Origin of the sequence: Variovorax sp. R-27, from assembly GCF_049913215.1 — a bacterium.
Lineage (GTDB): Bacteria > Pseudomonadota > Gammaproteobacteria > Burkholderiales > Burkholderiaceae_C > Variovorax.
On sequence record NZ_CP183984.1, the window covers coordinates 552,129 to 569,855 of the forward strand.

Sequence of the window (17,727 nt, forward strand, 5' to 3'; positions counted from 1 at the left end):
TGGCCGCAAGACTTCATGCTTTCGCATTAGTGCGTCATCGTGGTGCGGCCGGGTGAAAATACGAGCACGCTTCCGTAAGGAAAAAAGAAAGCATGATCCCGTTGCAGCCGAGGCGGCAACCCAACACGCATGGCCCTTACTCTCGACCCCGAAGACACGCGCGGACGCATCCACGACCTGGTGTGGAGCGGCTTTTATCCCGACGCCGATGTCGAATGGCTGATCACCGACGAGTACCTCGATCCCGATGAGATCACCGCCGAAGACCGGGCCTGGGTCAAGGCCGAGGCCGCAAGTGCATGCGCCGCCAAGCGCGCGGCCGAGGCCGGGTGGCCCGCGCAGACCGAATACGACCGGCTCGAAGCTGTGTTCGCGCAGCTGCGCAGCGAAAAGATCATTGCGCTGCATCGCGCAGGCAACACGCTCGCCGATGGCCACGACGACGTGCGCGAGCAATGGCGCGCCGCGGGCCGCATGGACTCGGGTATTCGCGGCTGCTGCTTCTATCACGCGCAAGACCTCGATGCGGCGGTGCGCACCGGCCGCCTGCACCTGGCCTTCAGCGGCGGCATGATCCCCGAGATCGAGCAGCGCGAAGCCAACACCGTGGTGGTGGGCCACCGCATCGCCGAGCTGCTGCGTGCGGCCGGCTTCGGCGTGCAATGGAGCGGCAACATCGACCAGCGCATCGAAGCCGACCTCGGCCAATGGCGCAAGCGCGGCCCCTCCGCGTGAGCGTGCAACAGGCCTGGCAGCCGCCGCGCCGCATCGACGCGATCGATTTCTGGCTGCGCTCGCGGCTGCTGGCCACGGCCCATGCGTTGCGCGAGACGCTACGACCTTCGGCCCGGCGCTGGCACGGCGGCGACAGCGCACTGGCCGACGCGCCGGTGCTCGCGCAATACCGCACTCCCTTGTGGTCCGACGGCCGCGCCGAAGAATTTCCGCTCGTGGCCGGCAAGGTGCAGAACCTGCGCGTGGCGCGCCGTGCCTTCGATGCCATCGAGGTGCCGGCAGGCGAAGTGCTGAGCTTCTGGCGCCAGCTGGGGCGGCCGGGCGCATGGCGCGGCTTCGTGCAGGGCCGCGAGCTGCGCGGCGGCTGCGTGGTGCCGACGCTGGCCGGCGGGCTCTGCCAGCTGTCGAACGCGCTCGCCACCGTGGCGGTGCGCGCGGGCTTCGAGCTGGTCGAGCGCCACGGGCACACGGCGCGCATCGAGCGGGCCGGCGCGGCCGACGGTGACGCGGTCGATGCGACGGTGTTCTGGAACTACGTCGATCTCAAGCTGCGCGCAAAGCATGCGTGGCGGCTCGAAGTGGAATTGACCGATAGCGAACTGGTGCTGCGCATCCGCGCGCGTTCTCCGCTGGCGGCACCGGCTGCTCCTGTGGCGCTGCGCCGAACGAATGACGCGGGCGCAGCACTGCCATTGGCGCGCGGTTGCCTGAGTTGCGAACAGACCTCCTGCTTTCGCCATCGTCCCCAGGTCGACGTCGGCCCCGAGGGCCGCGCCGCAGTGCTGGTCGATGGCTGGACGCCGGAGTTCGCCTGCTACCTGCGCGAGGAACATCCACACGCGCAGCGCCTGCAGCCGGCGCCGCTGCGGCTTGCGTTCTGGCGTCTGCCCGCGACCGGCTGGCACCGTGAGACAGCAGTGCCCGCGCAGACACTGTGGGCCGTGAGCTTGCGCCGCGCGCTGTGGCAGCGGCTCTGGGCGCGGCATGCAGGCCGGCGGCAGGCGAGCCTGATCGACGGCCAGCGCTGGCTTGCGCGCGCCCTGGCAAGCCGCCTGACGCCGGAGCACACGGAGCTGGTGGTCGAGCAGGCACTGCTGCCGCACCTGCAGCGCATCGGTGCGCTCGACGGGCGCCGCGTCACCGTGCTGGCCAGCGCGTTGCCGATGGCCGAAATCGAACAGCGGCTCGATGCCGCGGCCCGGTACTGGCCCGGTGACGCAACGCTGCGCGACTTCCGCGCAGATCCGTCGCTGGTGCGCGCCGAGACGCTGGCGCTTGCCCGTGCGCAGGCTGTGGTCACGCCGCATGCAGATGTCGCCCGGCAGCTCGCCAAGCTGGCACCGCAAGCAGCGTTGACGCGGTTCGACTGGATGCTGCCCCCGGTCAAGGCTGCTGCTTTCATCGAACGCAGGGGGCCGCCGCTCGTCGTGTTCGCCGCAAGCGCACTGGCACGCAAGGGCGCGCGCGAACTTGCCGCGGCGCTGCAAGGCTGGCCTTACCGGCTGCGCGTACTGGGTGCGCCTTCGGACGACAAGCAACTCTGGCGCGGCATCGCGCACATCGAACACATGAACTGGCAAGGCGACTGGCTGGCCGGCGCCAGCGTCGTCGTGCTGCCCGCGCACGTCGAGCACGCACCGCGCGCGGTACTGCGCGCTGTGGCAGCCGGGGTGCCCGTGGTGGCCTCGACCGCATGCGGCCTCGCAGGCTTGACCGGCGTGCGCGAGGTAGCACCGGGCGACGTCGAGGCCCTGCGCGCCGCATTGCAGGCTGCTTGCATCCCCTGAACGGAGAGGACAGATGGCATCGATCGAACAGGCCCGCGCGGCGCTGGCTTCCCATGGCGCGCTGGCGCCGCAATCCACCGCCGAGCATTGGCGCGGAGAGATCCCTCTGCCGGCCGCCATCGAAACCTTCTACGCACAGGTCGGCCCGCTCGGCGAGTGGATCAACGACCGCGTGGGCCATGCGGGCCTCACGGTGCCGACCGCCGGCAACCCCTTCAGCATTCCGACGCTCGCGCGCCTGTGGGAGCTGCAGGCCGGCTACCGCTGGCACGGCATCACCGGCGAGCGCATTGCCGACTGGCCCGATCGCTGGCTGGTGGTGGCCGACCAGGGCGCGGACCCCTTCATCTTCGACCTGAACACAGGCGCGATACAGTTCGCCCGGCATGGCGAGGGTGTGTGGAAAGACGATGCACCGATCTTTGCCGACATCCTCGAGATGGCCGCGTGCCTCGGCACTATCGGCCAAGTGTGGGACGAGGCGGGCGAGGACATCTTCATGGACGACGATTCCGTCAACCCGGTGCACCGCGCGCGCCTGATCGAGCGGCTCACGCCGCTGATTGGCGCCAGCGAGGCAGGCGACATCGCGGACCTGTTCGACTGGTAGTCGGCTGGCGCGCCGCAGGAAAAACAATACGGGAGCAGCACTTCAATGACCATCGACCTCCAGACGCTCAAGTGCGGCGAATGCGGCAGCAGCGTGCTCAAGCGCACCGGCCTCAACGAATACACCTGCGACCACTGCGGCTCGGTCACGCTGGTGGAAGACAACGTGTCCGACCGGCTGGAGCGCGTGCTCAACCAGGTGAAGAATGAGGCCGGCCGCCGGCTCGCGGCTGAAGAGGCGCTGAGGCAGAAGCTGATGCTGCGCAAGGTCGGCATCGGCGTGGCCGTCCTGCTGGGCGCGGTGCTGGTGTTTCGCGTGATCGGGCTGTTTCTCTTCGACTCCCGCGACGCCGCGTCCGGTGCACCGCGGTCCGTGGTGGCCGCTGCGGTCGATCGCACCATTCCCGTCGATGGCCTGAAGCTCAACGAGCCGCGCCAGGTGCTGGTGGGCAGCGGCAGTTCGGCCATGCCCAAGCTGCTGGTGGTGGCGCGCAACGAAACCGGCAAGTCGCTGTCGCGCGCGGGCATTCGCGCCACGTACTACGACGGCGACAGCAAGCTCGACGAGCGCAGCGAGATGCTGCCGGTGTCCGTGCTGGAGCCCGGCGAAAGTGCGCCCGTGTTGATCGACATGCCCAGCGGCAAGAACGTCACTCGGCAGGAGCTGCGCGTGCAGAAGCTGGCCGAGCCCTACAGCGCGGTGCAGGGGCCGCGCATGGCCTTCTCGCGCGTGCGGCTCATCCAGCAGGGCGAGCGCGTGCGGCTGGTGGGCCGCATCGCCAACGACCGCAAGGACGCCACGGTGCTCGGCGGCTTCGAGGTGCTGGTCACGCTGTACGACGACGCGGGGCAGGTGATCGGCTTCGGCCACGGCTACGGGCAGGCCAACGAGATCCAGCCGGGCACGCGGACTTCGATGGACGTGAGCATCGCGCGCTTCGGCCGCGCGACGGCCATCGCGGCATGGGACTACCGCATCGGCTACAGCACGGTCGAGTCGTCGGGCACGCGCACGCCGGTGCTGAACGCCGACCGCGTGATCCGCACGGTGGGCGGCCCAGAGTCCTTCAACCCCGAACTGCGCCTGGGCACCGACGACCTGCTGGCCGACGACAGCGAGCGCTTCGACGACAAGCAACTCGAACTGCTGCCGCTGGTGGACGGGCGCAACAACATCCAGCAGCGGCTGTTCCTGGGCGAGCTGGTGAACCGCAGCACCGATGCAGTGGTGCTGGCGCCGGGCGGCGTGATCTCGCGCTTCAGCGGCAGCAAGGCGCATGGCACGACCAACATCGCGGGGCTGGCGTACCTCTATCCGGGCGAGCGCTTTCCGATCTTCCTCGAGCCCGAGGACATGGAGCGCATCACCGCGACTCGCATCGAATGGAAGCCGATGCGCCGCGCGGCATTGCCGGGTCCGCGCAAGCCGCTGGAGGTGAAGGTGACGGGCACCAAGGCCGAGACCGGCAGCGTGCTGCTCAACTTCAGCCAGCGCTTTACCTACAAGAGCGTGGAAGTCACGGGCAGCGTGAAGAACCCGGGCACGGGCATCGTCGGCAAGGTGCGGCTGTGGGTCAGCCTGCGCGACCGCAACGGGCAGCTCACGGGCTTCAAGCTGGTGGAGAACCTGCCGGCCATCGCGCCGGGCGAGAGCGTGCCGTTCCAGGTGAACGTGGAGCAGAACGGCCGCGACTTCGCGAGCGTGACGACGCTATACCAAACCGAATAGCCCCTCGGGCGACGGCGTTGGGCGGTTCGCGCCATGATCGCGGCCATGATTCCGTTATCGATCCTCGACCTTTCCCCGATCACCGAGGGCAGCGACGCCGCGCAGTCGTTCCGCAACTCGCTCTCGCTGGCGCAGCATGGCGAGAAGCTGGGCTACACGCGCTACTGGCTGGCCGAGCACCACGGCATGCCGGGCATCGCGAGCGCGGCCACTGCCGTGCTGCTGTCGCACGTGGGAGCGGGCACTTCCACCATCCGCATCGGTGCAGGCGGCGTGATGCTGCCGAACCATTCGCCGCTGGTGATTGCCGAGCAGTTCGGCACGCTGGAATCGCTGTACCCGGGGCGCATCGATCTGGGCCTGGGGCGCGCGCCCGGCTCCGACCAGCGCACCGCGCGGGCCTTGCGGCGCAACCTCGAATCGGACGCGGACCAGTTTCCGCAGGACGTGATCGAGCTGATGGACTTCATGTCGAAGACGCCGCAGCAGCCGGTGCGGGCCGTGCCCGGCGCGGGGCTCGAAGTGCCGGTGTGGATCCTCGGCTCCAGCACCTTCGGCGCGCAGCTCGCGGCGCATCTGGGGCTGCCCTACGCCTTTGCCTCGCACTTCGCGCCGCAGCAGATCATGCAGGCCATCCAGATCTATCGCGAGACCTTCAAGCCGTCGGCACAGCTGCAGAAGCCGTATGTGATGCTGGGCTTCAACGTGTTCGCGGCCGACACCGACGAAGAGGCCGAGTTCCGCGCCACCTCGTGGCAGCAGGCCTTCGTGAACCTGCGCAGCGGCCGGCCGGGGCGCCTGCCGCCGCCGGTGGAAAACTATCGTCAGAAGGTCGGGCCCGCGGAGAACGCGCTGCTCGACTCGGTGCTGTCGTGCTCCGCGGTGGGTTCGGTCGAGACGGTGAAGAAGGGCGTGGAAGCGTTCGTCGCGCGCACCGGTGCCGACGAGCTCATGATCACCTCGCAGGTGTTCGACCACGCTGCCCGGCTGCGCTCCTATGAGCTGCTGGCCAACGCGTTCGGACAGGCGCCGAAGCAGTAAAGCTCAGGCCCGCTTGCGGGCTTCCTCGTCAACGAGGTCTTTCTTGGAGAGCTTGCCCACGGCGGTCTTGGGCAGCTCTGGCCGGATCTCCAGCGCGCCGATCATCTCGTGCTTGCCCAGGCGGTCCTTCAGGAAGGCCTTGAGCGCATCGAGCGTCAGTTCGCTCGCGCCTTCCTTCAGCTTCACGAAGGCCTTGGGCGACTGGCCGCGGTACTCGTCGGGGATGCCGATGACGCAGACCTCGGCCACCGAGGGGTGCTCGTACACCGCCTCTTCCAGCACGCGCGGGTAGACGTTGTAGCCGCCGCACAGCAGCATGTCCTTGGTGCGGTCGACGATGTAGAAGTAGCCGTCGGCGTCCATCTTCGCGACGTCGCCGCTGCGGAAGTAGCCGTCGGCCGTCATCGACTCGGCGGTTGCCTTCGGGTTGTTCCAGTAGCCCTTCATCACGTTCGGGCCCTTGATGCACAGCTCGCCAGGCTCGCCGAACGTGGTGACGTCCTTCGCCGGATCGTCCAGGCTCACGAGCTTGATGCGCACCTGCGGCAGCGGCATGCCGCACGAGCCCGCCTTGCGCACGCCGCGCGCGGGCGTGAAGGTGCCCACGGGCGAGGTCTCGGTCATGCCCCAGCCTTCGTTGAGGTGGCAGCCGGTGAGCTCGAAGAAGCGCTGCTCCACCTCCACCGGCAGCGGCGCGCCGCCAGAGCCGCAGAACTTGAGCGAGCGCAGGTCCATCTCCTTGGCCTTGGGGTGCGCGAGGATCGCGGTGTACATCGTCGGCACACCGGGGAACACGCTGATCTTGCTGGCCGCGAGTTCGTTCATCACCGCGTCGACATCGAAGCGCGTGTGCAGCACCAGCGCCGCGCCCAGGCGCACGCCGAGCAGCATCGCGGCGCTGAGCGCGAAGATGTGAAAGAGCGGTAGCACGACCAGGAAGCGTTCCGCCCCTTCGGCCAGGATGGGCGGGTCGCCCTTGGTCGACTCGTAGTACTGCGCCGAGGCCGACGTGAGGTTGGCGTGCGTGAGCATCGCGCCCTTGGGCAGGCCGGTGGTGCCGCCGGTGTACTGCAACACCACGATTTCTTCGGCGAGGTCGCCAATCGGGTGGGTCTCGTGCGTGCCTTCGCTTTTCAGCAGCTCGGTGAAGCGCACATGCCGATCGTCGGCGGGCACGGGAGCGATCTGGCCGGCGCCCTGCAGCTGGGCTTGCACCTTGTCGCCCATCGCGCCGTAGTCGCCGAGGCTGCCGACCACCAGCTTTTGCAGGCGCGAGTTGTCGAGCAGGCGCGCCATCTGCGGGTACAGGTTGACGAGGTCCAGCGTGATGAGGATGTCAGTGCGGCTGTCCTCGATCTTGTGGGCCAGCACGCGCTCGGCGTCGAGCGGCGAGTAGTTCACCACCGTGCCGCCGGCCTTCAGCACGGCGAAGAAGGCGATCGGGTAGTGAGGCGTGTTGGGCAGGTAGAGGCCGACGTGCACGCCGGGCTTCACGCCCAGGTCTTGCAGGCCCTTGGCGGCACGGTCGACCGCGGCGCCGAGCTGGCGGTAGGTGATGGCCTGGCCCATGAACTCGACGGCGGAGTGGTCGGGCCAGCGCTCGACGGCCTCGTCGAGCATCTGCTGCACCGGCTTCACGGGCAGTTCGGCGTCCCAGCGCATGCCGGGTGGGTAGGCGCGTGTCCAGGGGGTGTTGTCGCCGGAAAGGGCGGCGGGGGAGGGGGTGGCCATGCGTCTTGTCTCCGCTGTGCTTTGCGGCACTTTAGCGCCGGCCTTTCGCATCGTGGGGCGGTAGCTGACAAGCCGGCGACAGGGGTTTTCCCGATTTCCCACACACGGGAAGCCCCTACCGCCGGGCTGGGACAATGGCGGGCTTATGGCAAAGCAACGGATCGTGGTGGGATTGAGCGGCGGAGTGGACTCCGCGGTCACGGCGCACCTGCTCAAGCAGCAGGGGCACGAGGTGGTCGGCATCTTCATGAAGAACTGGGAAGACGACGACGACAGCGAATACTGCTCGTCGAACATCGACTTCGTGGACGCCGCCAGCGTGGCCGACGTGCTGGGCATCGAGATCGAGCACGTCAACTTCGCGGCCGACTACAAGGACCGCGTGTTCGCCGAGTTCCTGCGCGAATACAAGGCCGGCCGCACGCCGAACCCCGACGTGCTGTGCAACGCCGAGATCAAGTTCAAGGCTTTTCTCGACCACGCCATGCGGCTGGGCGCTGAGAAGATCGCCACCGGGCACTATGCGCGCGTGCGCCTGAACGAGGCCACCGGCAAGCACGAGCTGCTGAAGGGGCTCGATCCCTCGAAAGACCAGAGCTACTTCCTGCACCGCCTGAACCAGGCGCAGCTGTCGAAGACGCTGTTCCCGGTGGGCGAGCTGCACAAGACCGAGGTGCGCCGCATCGCCGAGGAAATCGGCCTGCCCAACGCGAAGAAGAAGGACTCGACTGGCATCTGCTTCATCGGCGAGCGGCCGTTCCGCGATTTCCTCAACCGCTACATCTCCAAGGAGCCGGGCCCGATCAAGGACGACCGCGGCCGCAAGCTGGGCGAGCACCAGGGGCTGAGCTTCTACACGCTGGGGCAGCGGCAGGGGCTGGGCATTGGCGGTGTGAAGGAGAAGGGCGCGCAGCGCGGCTCGGGCGACCACTCGCCGTGGTTCGTGGCGCGCAAGGACGTCGAGAAGAACACGCTGTGGGTGGTGCAGGGGCACGACCATCCGTGGCTGCTGTCGTCGGTGCTGAAGGCGGACGATGCGAGCTGGGTCTCCGGCGAGGCGCCGGTGCCGGGCGGCTACGGCTCGAAGGCGCGCTACCGGCAGGTCGATGCGGCTTGCGAGATGGATGCTGGTGATGCCGCTGCGTTCGGCTTGCGCTTCGGCGAGCCGCAGTGGGCTGTGACGCCGGGGCAGTCGGCCGTGCTCTATGACGGCGAACGCTGCCTTGGCGGCGGCGTCATCGTCTGATTCAGGGCGACGACCGCACCGATTCGTCGACGTGGACTAGATCCAGCGGGTGGCGTTTGCCGGCCAGATGGTCTTCGATGCACTGCAGCAGCAGCGGGCTGCGATGCCGCGCCACGCTGACGCGGATTTCGTCCGCCGTCATCCAGATGGTGCGCACGATGCCTTCGTCGAGCGGTCGGCCTTCTTCGAATGCACCCAGGATGCCTGTGAAGGCGAAGCGCATATAGGTGGTGTCTTCGCCGCGCTCGGCCAGCGGCCGGGAACGCGCCATATAGACGCCGATGAGCGCTGTTGGCGTGAAATGATGGGCTGTTTCTTCGAGGGTTTCGCGCGCGCAGCCCTCGGCTGGGGATTCGCCAGGGTCCAGGTGGCCTGCGGGTGTGTTGAGCCGCAGGCCGTCGCTGGTCTGCTCCTCGACCAGCAGGAAGCGCCCGTCGCGCTCGATTACCGCAGCCACGGTGACGTTGGGTTTCCAGCGCGGGCCTGCCATGGGATTTACCGTGTTTGGGGCGCTTATTTCAGCACGTAGCCGCTGAAGCGCCAGACGCGGTCGCTGTCGAGGTGAAAGCTCACGAGCTCGCGCAGCGTGCCGTCGGGCTTGTTCGCGAAGCGGGTCTCGTATTCGACGCTGACGTACTGGCCGGCCGTCTCGCTGTCCGCGTCGGCCACGACCTGGCGATTGACTGCCACCCAGGTGCGCATCTGCGGTGCGCCAATTGGGGCGCGGCTCCTGGCGACCTGGCCGGTGAAGTCGGCGCGCGTCACGCGCTTGCGGGTGGCCGGGGTGGCGCCGTCCCACAGTTCGCCGGCCTTGCCCTGGTCGATCATCTGGATCGCCAGCATGCCGCCGCGCACCATGTCGCTGGCTTCGACCTCCTGCGCAGCGGCCGGGCTGAACCAGCTCCAGAACAACGTGGCGGCGAGCAGCAACCGGATCATCGAATTCATTCGTCTCATTCCTTGTGGTGCAAGCACATGACGGCGGGGTGCCGTTGGAGACTGTAGCGTGCCGGAGATTCCCGACTCAGCGCGCGCTGATGCTGGACAGGGCATCGGCTTCGATTGTTTCCAGCCGGTAGCCCAGGCCGTAGATGGCCAGCAGCAGGAAGCCGTTTGCGGGGCGCAGGTCGAGCTTGGTTCGCAGGCGCGAGACATGGGTGTCGAGCGAGCGCGACAGCGCCTCGATGCCAAGGCCCCAGACGGCCTCGTGCAGGTGCTCCCGCGAAAGCAGTCGCCCGACGTTCTGGAACAGGAACAGCGCGAGCTCGTACTCCCGGTTCTTCAGCTCGACCTGCACGCCGCGAACCTTCAGAACGCGCGAGGGCGGATAGAAGTGGTAAGGGCCGAAGACCAGTTCCATCTCGTGCTGGGCCGGGTAGGACCGGCGCAGCAGCGCGTTCACACGCGCTTCGAGTTCGCCGGCACGGGTGGGCTTGACCATGAAGTCGTCCGCGCCCGCGTTGAGGCCTTCGACCATGTCCGCCTCGTCGCGCTTGTCGGTCACGAAAAGAATGGGAAGCCGGCTGTTGAGTTCGTGACGGATGGACCTCACCACGTCCGGGCCCTCCATGTCGGACAGGTTCCAGTCGAGTATCAGCAGGTCGAAGGTCTGCCGGCGCATTGCCTGCAACAGCGCTTTTCCTTCCGTGTAGGGATGGCACTCGTGCTCGAGTGCCGCCATGGTTCGATTGATTCGCTTGAATTGATCTACACCGTCATTGAGTACCGCGATTCGCATTCCATCCCCTTCTTCCTCCCCTTCGTCAGTCTCTGTGAACTGGCGATTGGGCTGAAGTGTATCTATCTGCGACTAACGTAAAGTTTTTGAACTGCAACTAATGCACGCAAATCGAGGTTTTCAGTTCACTTGTTAACGAAGTTAACGGCAGTTGAATACAAATCGAGATCCTGAGTAGAGGGCGTTATGGGTGCCCATCGACAACTTCTCGCTGGACAAACCGCCTGGAGTTCGGCCGGCGCGAGGTTGGACACGTGCCGCGGTCTTCGCGAGGCGGCTATCGAATACCCGAATTTGCTATCAATTGAATAGCGATGCCGACAGCATTCATCGGCACTTTGGGGTCAAAACCACAGAGCGTTTTGGCGACGGCGGGCGGCTGTAATCTTGCTGTAAGCTCTGCCCGCATTCCCTGTGCCCCCTTGCTCTGAGGAGATCTCTATGCTGATAGGCGTGCCCGCCGAGACACTGGCTGGCGAAACCCGCGTGGCTGTTACACCTGAGACGGTGAAAAAACTGGTCGCCTCAGGGCACTCCATACGGGTGCAGTCGGGGGCCGGCGTTGCAGCCAGCGTCACCGATGCCGCGTACCAGGCCGCAGGCGCCGAGATCACCGACCAGGCCGGGGCCTTCTCCGCCGACATGGTGCTCAAGGTGCGCACGCCCACCGATGCCGAAACCGCGCTGCTGAAGTCCGGCGCCGTCGTCATCGGCATGCTCAATCCCTTCGACGCGGCCGGCCTGCAGCGCCTGGCTGCTGCAGGCGTCGTCGGCTTCGCGCTCGAAGCCGCACCGCGTACCACCCGCGCCCAGAGCATGGACGTGCTCTCGTCGCAGGCCAACATCGCCGGCTACAAGGCCGTGATGATCGCGGCCGACAAGTACCAGCGCTTCTTCCCGATGCTCATGACGGCGGCCGGCACGGTGAAGGCCGCGCGCGTCGTCATCCTGGGCGTGGGCGTGGCGGGCCTGCAGGCCATCGCCACGGCCAAGCGCCTGGGCGCTGTCATCGAGGCATCCGACGTGCGCCCCAGCGTCAAGGAGCAGATCGAATCGCTCGGCGGCAAGTTCATCGAAGTCTCGTACGACACCGACGAAGAAAAAGAAGCCGCGGTCGGCGTCGGCGGCTATGCCAAGCCGATGCCTCCAAGCTGGCTCGCGCGCCAGCAGGTCGAAGTCGCCAAGCGCGTGGCGCTGGCCGACGTCGTCATCAGCACTGCCCTCATTCCGGGCCGTGCCGCGCCGACCCTCATCACCGAGGACATGGTCAAGTCGATGAAGCCGGGTTCGGTGATCGTCGACATCGCCGCCGGCAAGGGCGCGGGCGGCGTGGGCGGCAACTGCCCGCTGTCGGAAGCCGACAGGACGGTGGTGAAGCACGGCGTGACCATCGTCGGCGAAACCAACCTCGCTGCGCTCGTGGCGGCCGATGCCTCGGCGCTCTACGCGCGCAACGTGCTCGACTTTCTCAAGCTCATCGTCACCAAGGAGGGCGCGCTGAAGATCGACCTCGAGGACGACATCGTCGCCGCCTGCCGCGTCACGCAAGACGGCCAGGTCACGAAGAAATAACGCCCGCCGAGGAGAAGAACATGGACATCGTTTCGCACACAGTCATCAACCTGATCATCTTCGTGCTGGCCATCTACGTCGGCTACCACGTCGTGTGGACCGTCACGCCTGCGCTGCACACGCCGCTGATGGCAGTGACCAACGCCATCTCGGCCATCGTGATCGTGGGCGCCATGCTGGCGGCCGCACTCACCGACACGCCGCTGGGCAAGACCATGGGCGTGCTGGCCGTGGCGCTGGCCGCGGTGAACGTCTTCGGCGGCTTCCTCGTCACGCGGCGGATGCTGGAGATGTTCAAGAAGAAAGAAAAGAAGGCCGTCGCACCGAAGGCTGAAGAGGGAGCCGCCAAGTGAGCATGAACCTCGTCACGCTGCTGTACCTCGTTGCCAGCATCTGCTTCATCCAGGCCCTCAAGGGCCTGAGCCATCCGACCACCTCGATCCGCGGCAACATCTTCGGCATGACCGGCATGGCAATCGCCGTGCTGACCACCGGCGCGCTGATCTACAAGCTTGCCAGCGGCAACCTCAACGGGCTGAGCTACGTGCTGGTCGCGCTGGTGCTCGGCGGCGGCCTTGGCGCCTACATGGCCAACAAGGTCGAGATGACCAAGATGCCCGAGCTGGTCGCCTTCATGCACAGCATGATCGGCCTGGCCGCGGTGTTCATCGCGGTCGCCGCAGTGGCCGAGCCGCATGCCTTCGGCATCGCGATCAAGGGCGACCCGATCCCGAGCGGCAATCGGCTCGAGCTGTTCCTGGGCGCGGCCATCGGTGCCGTCACCTTCAGCGGCTCGGTCATCGCCTTCGGCAAGCTCTCGGGCAAGTACAAGTTCCGCCTGTTCCAGGGCGCGCCGGTGCAGTTCGCGGGCCAGCACATGCTGAACCTCGTGCTGGGCCTGGCCACCATCGGCCTGGGCCTGGTGTTCGTCTTCACCGAAAGCTGGCCGGCCTTCTTCGCGATGCTGGCGCTGGCCTTCGTGATGGGCGTGCTCATCATCATCCCGATCGGCGGCGCCGACATGCCGGTGGTGGTGTCGATGCTCAACAGCTACTCGGGCTGGGCGGCCGCGGGCATCGGCTTCAGCCTGAACAACGCGATGCTGATCGTGGCCGGTTCGCTGGTGGGCTCCTCGGGTGCGATCCTGAGCTACATCATGTGCAAGGCCATGAACCGCTCGTTCTTCAACGTTATCCTGGGCGGCTTCGGCGGCGAGGCGGCCACGGCCGGCGGCGCGGCCAAGGAGCAGCGCCCGGTGAAGACCGGCAGTGCCGACGATGCGGCCTTCGTGCTCGGCAATGCCGAGACGGTGGTGATCGTGCCGGGCTACGGCCTTGCAGTCGCACGCGCGCAGCATGCGGTGAAGGAACTTGCGGCCAAGCTCACCGAGAAGGGCATCACCGTGAAGTACGCGATCCACCCGGTGGCGGGCCGCATGCCCGGCCACATGAACGTGCTGCTGGCGGAGGCCGAAGTGCCCTACGACCAGGTGTTCGAGATGGAAGACATCAACGGCGAGTTCGGCCAGGCCGACGTGGCGATCATCCTGGGCGCCAATGACGTGGTGAACCCCGCCGCGCACACCAAGGGCAGCCCGATCTACGGCATGCCGATCCTGGAGGCCTACAAGGCCAAGACCGTCATCGTGAACAAGCGCTCCATGGCCGCCGGTTATGCCGGGCTGGACAACGAGCTCTTCTACATGGACAAGACCATGATGGTCTTTGGCGATGCTAAAAAAGTAGTGGAAGATATGGGCAAGGCCATCGAATAGGCCGAAGGTCCCTGCCCGCACGGCGGGCGAGTTCTTCGCGGCGCCACTTCGAGCGCCGTTTTCGCTTTCAACAAGTCCGACTTCCCGGAGGAGACAAATCCAATGACCGATCGTCCCTGGCTCAGCAGCTACCCGCAGGGTGTGCCCGCCGATATCGATGCCTCGCAGTACCCCTCGCTGGTCGCGCTCATGGAAGAGAGCTTCACGAAGTACGCAGACCGCACGGCCTACAGCTTCATGGGCAAGGACATCAGCTACGCGGAAACCAACAGGCAGAGCAAGGCCTTCGCGGGCTACCTGCAGAGCCTGGGCCTCGCCAAGGGCGACCGCGTGGCGGTCATGATGCCCAACTGCCCGCAGTACCCGATCTCGGTTGCGGGCATCCTGCGCGCCGGGCTGATCCTGGTCAACGTGAACCCGCTGTACACGCCGCGCGAACTCGAGCACCAGCTCAAGGACTCCGGCGCGAAGGCGATCATCATCATGGAGAACTTCGGCACCACGCTGCAGCAATGCATCGGGGCCACGCCGGTCAAGCACATCGTGCTGGCTTCCATGGGCGACCGCCTCGGTTTCCTGAAGGGCGCGCTCGTCAACTACGTGGTGCGCAACGTCAAGAAGATGGTGCCCCAGTTCAACCTGCCGGGCGCGGTGCGTTTCAACGACGCGCTCGACAAGGGCGCGAGCGCTTCGCTGAAGCCCGTGGCCATCGGCCCCGACGACGTGGCGGTGCTGCAGTACACCGGCGGCACCACCGGCGTGTCGAAGGGCGCGGTGCTGCTGCATCGCAACGTGATCGCCAACGTGCTGCAGTCCGAGGCCTGGAACGAGCCGGTCATGAACAAGGTGCCGGCCAACGAGCAACCCACCAGCGTGTGCGCGCTGCCGCTGTATCACATCTTCGCGTTCACGGTCGGCATGATGCTGAACATGCGCACGGGCGGCAAGCTGATCCTGATTCCGAATCCGCGCGACATTCCCGGCGTGCTGAAGGAACTGTCGAAGCACACCATCCACAGCTTCCCTGCCGTCAACACGCTGTTCAACGGGCTGGCGAACCACCCCGACTTCAACACCGTCAACTGGAAGAACCTCAAGGTCTCGGTCGGCGGCGGCATGGCGGTGCAGGCCGCGGTCGCGAAGCTCTGGCTAGAGAAAACCGGCTGCCCGATCTGCGAAGGCTACGGCCTGTCGGAAACCTCGCCGTCCACCACCTGCAACCCGACCAACAGCACCGCCTACACCGGCACCATCGGCCTGCCGCTGCCGAGCACCTGGCTCAAGCTGCTCGACGACGACGGCAACGAAGTGCCGACCGGCGAGCGCGGCGAGATCGCCATCAAGGGCCCGCAGGTGATGGCCGGCTACTGGCAGCGCCCCGACGAGACCGCCAAGGTCATGACGCCCGACGGCTACTTCAAGAGCGGCGACATCGGCGTGGTCGACGAGCGCGGCTACTTCAAGGTGGTCGACCGCAAGAAGGACATGATCCTGGTGTCGGGCTTCAACGTGTACCCGAACGAGATCGAAGACGTGGTTGCACTGATTCCGGGCGTGCTCGAATGCGCGGCGGTCGGCGTGTCCGACGACAAGACCGGCGAGGCCGTGAAGCTCGTGATCGTGAAGAAAGACCCTTCGCTCACTGAGGCGCAGGTGCGCGAATACTGCAGAGCAAACCTTACGGGTTACAAGCAGCCGCGAATCGTAGAGTTTCGTAGCGACATGCCGAAGACGCCGGTCGGCAAGATCCTTCGCCGCGAGCTGCGCGACGCCAAGAAGTAAGCGCTGAAGTAAGGGTTCGGCCCGGGTAGGGCCACGGCATCGATCTTGCATATTCGCGGGTCGATGTTTCGATTCCTACTGACCCGTGTGAGCCTGCTGGTGCCGACCTTCATCGGCATGACACTGCTCGCCTTCTTCCTCATCCGGCTCGTGCCGGGCGACCCCATTGAAACCATGGCCGGCGAGCGCGGGATCGACCCCGCGCGCCATGCCGAACTGCGCACCGCCTACGGCTTCGACAAGCCGGTGATCGTGCAGTACGGCATCTACATCGGCCGCGTGCTGCACGGCGACCTCGGCAAGTCGCTGATCACGCAGGACACGGTGATGAGCGAGTTCCTCGCGCTCTTTCCGGCCACTGTCGAGCTTGCGGTCTGCGCCATTCTTTTCGCGCTGCTGCTGGGGTTGCCGGCCGGCATTCTCGCGGCGGTGCGGCGCAATTCCATCTTCGACCACGGCGTGATGGCCACATCGCTCACCGGCTATTCGATGCCGATCTTCTGGTGGGGACTGCTGCTCATCCTGTTCTTCTCGGTACAGCTCGGATGGACGCCCGTGTCGGGGCGCATCGCGGTGCAGTACTACATCGAGCCCGACACCGGCTTCCTGCTGATCGACTCGCTGCGTGCCGGCGACGTCGAGGCCTTCTGGTCGGCGCTGCATCACCTCATCTTGCCGGCCATCGTGCTCGGCACGGTGCCGCTTGCGGTCATTGCGCGCATGACGCGCTCGGCCATGCTCGAAGTGCTGGGCGAGGACTACATCCGCACCGCGCGCGCCAAGGGCCTGTCGCGCTTTCGCGTGGTGGGGCTGCATGCGCTGCGCAATGCGTTGATCCCGGTCGTGACCGTCATCGGGCTGCAGGTGGGCGTGCTCTTCACGGGCGCGATCCTCACCGAGACCATCTTCTCCTGGCCCGGCGTCGGAAAGTGGCTCATCGAGGCCATCGGCCGACGCGACTATCCGGTGCTGCAGGGCGGCATGCTGCTGCTCGGCGGCATCGTGATGCTGGTGAACCTGCTCGTCGACGTGGCTTACGGCGTCATCAATCCCCGCATCCGGCGCTGAGCTCATGGCCTCGACACAAACCATTTCCACCGGTGCGAAAAGCACCGCCCCTCCCGGCCCGTGGCGCGAGTTCTGGACGGCGTTCTCGGCCAACCGCGGCGCGGTCATCGGGCTCGCCACCATCGTCTTCCTGCTGCTGGTTGCGCTGTTCGCGCCGTGGATCGCACCGCACGCGCCGAACGAAACCAACAGCGCCGTCTTCCTGCAGCCGCCGGCGTGGCAGCAGGGCGGCTCCGTCAGCTACCTGCTGGGCACCGACGCGATCGGGCGCGACATTCTTTCGCGGCTGATGTACGGCGCGCGGCTGTCGCTGTCGATCGGTGTCGCGGTGGTGGCGCTGTCGGTGGTCGTGGGCGTGGTGCTCGGGCTGATCGCGGGCTTCTTCCGCGGCGTGCTCGAGATCGCGATCATGCGGCTGATGGACATCGTGCTCACGCTGCCGAGCCTGCTGCTGGCCATCGTGATCGTCGCGATCCTCGGGCCGGGGCTGGTCAACGCAATGCTCGCGGTGGCCATCGTGGTGCTGCCGCACTATGTGCGCATCACGCGCGCCGCCGTCATCGCCGAGGTCTCGCGCGACTACGTGACCGCCGCGCGCGTGAGCGGCGCCGGCACGCTGCGCCTGATGTTCAGCGAGGTGCTGCCCAACTGCGCCGCACCGCTGATCGTGCAGGCCTCGCTCGGCATCTCGACCGCCATCCTCGATGCGGCGGCGCTCGGCTTCCTCGGGCTCGGCGCGCAGCCGCCCTCACCCGAGTGGGGAACCATGCTGGCCGATGCGCGCGAGTTCGTGCTGCGCGCGTGGTGGGTCGTTACCTTCCCGGGCATGGCGATCCTCGCGGCGGTGCTGGCTTTCAATCTTCTGGGCGACGGTCTGCGTGATGCACTCGACCCGAAGCTCAAGCGCTGAAGCAA

Annotated in this window: 16 protein-coding genes; 12 read left to right on the forward strand and 4 right to left on the reverse strand. The window is 66.7% G+C overall.

The window, feature by feature from the left end:
- Positions 1-129 precede the first annotated feature (129 nt).
- From ACN9MV_RS02575 to ACN9MV_RS02595, 5 genes are read left to right on the forward strand one after another with little or no spacing between them, the layout of a single operon-like run.
- Positions 130-735, forward strand: coding sequence for a DUF6891 domain-containing protein (locus tag ACN9MV_RS02575; RefSeq protein ID WP_093053937.1), 606 nt, complete (start codon positions 130-132; stop codon positions 733-735).
- Positions 732-2,522 carry a VanW family protein gene (locus ACN9MV_RS02580; RefSeq protein ID WP_426391222.1) on the forward strand — a complete coding sequence of 597 codons (1,791 nt, stop codon included), beginning with the start codon at positions 732-734 and terminating at the stop codon, positions 2,520-2,522. Before ACN9MV_RS02575 ends, ACN9MV_RS02580 begins: the two co-directional genes overlap by 4 nt.
- A gap of 13 nt (positions 2,523-2,535) precedes the next feature.
- Positions 2,536-3,132, forward strand: coding sequence for a hypothetical protein (locus ACN9MV_RS02585; RefSeq protein WP_426391223.1), 597 nt, complete (start codon positions 2,536-2,538; stop codon positions 3,130-3,132).
- A 45-nt stretch (positions 3,133-3,177) separates the two neighbouring features.
- On the forward strand, positions 3,178-4,860 hold the full coding sequence (locus ACN9MV_RS02590) for an FxLYD domain-containing protein (protein ID WP_426391224.1): 1,683 nt from the start codon (positions 3,178-3,180) through the stop codon (positions 4,858-4,860).
- 45 nt (positions 4,861-4,905) lie between these two features.
- Entirely contained in the window at positions 4,906-5,901 is a 996-nt protein-coding gene (locus tag ACN9MV_RS02595; RefSeq protein ID WP_093054262.1) for an LLM class flavin-dependent oxidoreductase, read from the forward strand.
- 3 nt (positions 5,902-5,904) lie between these two features.
- Here ACN9MV_RS02595 and ACN9MV_RS02600 read toward each other — a convergent pair whose 3' ends face one another.
- The gene (locus tag ACN9MV_RS02600) at positions 5,905-7,632 is read right to left on the reverse strand and encodes a long-chain-fatty-acid--CoA ligase (RefSeq protein ID WP_426391226.1); all 1,728 of its coding nucleotides are present in this window, start codon (positions 7,630-7,632) and stop codon (positions 5,905-5,907) included.
- A gap of 145 nt (positions 7,633-7,777) precedes the next feature.
- On the opposite strand from ACN9MV_RS02600, the gene mnmA reads away from it, so the two are divergent.
- Positions 7,778-8,878: a tRNA 2-thiouridine(34) synthase MnmA gene (mnmA, locus tag ACN9MV_RS02605; protein ID WP_426391227.1), complete on the forward strand. Its 1,101-nt coding sequence runs from the start codon at positions 7,778-7,780 to the stop codon at positions 8,876-8,878.
- A 1-nt stretch (position 8,879) separates the two neighbouring features.
- Here mnmA and ACN9MV_RS02610 read toward each other — a convergent pair whose 3' ends face one another.
- The 3 genes from ACN9MV_RS02610 to ACN9MV_RS02620 form a co-directional block, all read right to left on the reverse strand.
- Positions 8,880-9,368: an NUDIX hydrolase gene (locus tag ACN9MV_RS02610; RefSeq protein ID WP_426391228.1), complete on the reverse strand. Its 489-nt coding sequence runs from the start codon at positions 9,366-9,368 to the stop codon at positions 8,880-8,882.
- A gap of 23 nt (positions 9,369-9,391) precedes the next feature.
- Positions 9,392-9,826, reverse strand: a complete 435-nt coding sequence (locus ACN9MV_RS02615) for a DUF4019 domain-containing protein (RefSeq protein ID WP_093175266.1) — start codon at positions 9,824-9,826, stop codon at positions 9,392-9,394.
- Positions 9,827-9,902: 76 nt separating this feature from the next.
- Positions 9,903-10,616, reverse strand: coding sequence for a response regulator transcription factor (locus tag ACN9MV_RS02620; protein ID WP_093053953.1), 714 nt, complete (start codon positions 10,614-10,616; stop codon positions 9,903-9,905).
- A 441-nt stretch (positions 10,617-11,057) separates the two neighbouring features.
- Here ACN9MV_RS02620 and ACN9MV_RS02625 point away from each other — a divergent pair, with 441 nt between their 5' ends.
- The 6 genes from ACN9MV_RS02625 to ACN9MV_RS02650 all read left to right on the forward strand — a co-directional run bounded on the left by ACN9MV_RS02625 (position 11,058) and on the right by ACN9MV_RS02650 (position 17,722).
- On the forward strand, positions 11,058-12,188 hold the full coding sequence (locus tag ACN9MV_RS02625; RefSeq protein WP_093076932.1) for a Re/Si-specific NAD(P)(+) transhydrogenase subunit alpha: 1,131 nt from the start codon (positions 11,058-11,060) through the stop codon (positions 12,186-12,188).
- Between the two features lie 20 nt (positions 12,189-12,208).
- Positions 12,209-12,541 (forward strand): NAD(P) transhydrogenase subunit alpha, encoded by a 333-nt coding sequence (locus ACN9MV_RS02630; protein WP_093053957.1) that lies wholly within the window; start codon positions 12,209-12,211, stop codon positions 12,539-12,541.
- Positions 12,538-13,962: an NAD(P)(+) transhydrogenase (Re/Si-specific) subunit beta gene (locus ACN9MV_RS02635; RefSeq protein WP_093053959.1), complete on the forward strand. Its 1,425-nt coding sequence runs from the start codon at positions 12,538-12,540 to the stop codon at positions 13,960-13,962. The genes ACN9MV_RS02630 and ACN9MV_RS02635 overlap by 4 nt, the downstream gene beginning before the upstream one ends.
- A gap of 102 nt (positions 13,963-14,064) precedes the next feature.
- The gene (locus ACN9MV_RS02640; protein ID WP_426391229.1) at positions 14,065-15,744 is read left to right on the forward strand and encodes a long-chain-fatty-acid--CoA ligase; all 1,680 of its coding nucleotides are present in this window, start codon (positions 14,065-14,067) and stop codon (positions 15,742-15,744) included.
- A 63-nt stretch (positions 15,745-15,807) separates the two neighbouring features.
- Entirely contained in the window at positions 15,808-16,812 is a 1,005-nt protein-coding gene (locus ACN9MV_RS02645) for an ABC transporter permease subunit (protein WP_426391231.1), read from the forward strand.
- A gap of 4 nt (positions 16,813-16,816) precedes the next feature.
- The gene (locus ACN9MV_RS02650; protein ID WP_093053965.1) at positions 16,817-17,722 is read left to right on the forward strand and encodes an ABC transporter permease subunit; all 906 of its coding nucleotides are present in this window, start codon (positions 16,817-16,819) and stop codon (positions 17,720-17,722) included.
- Positions 17,723-17,727: the final 5 nt, after the last annotated feature.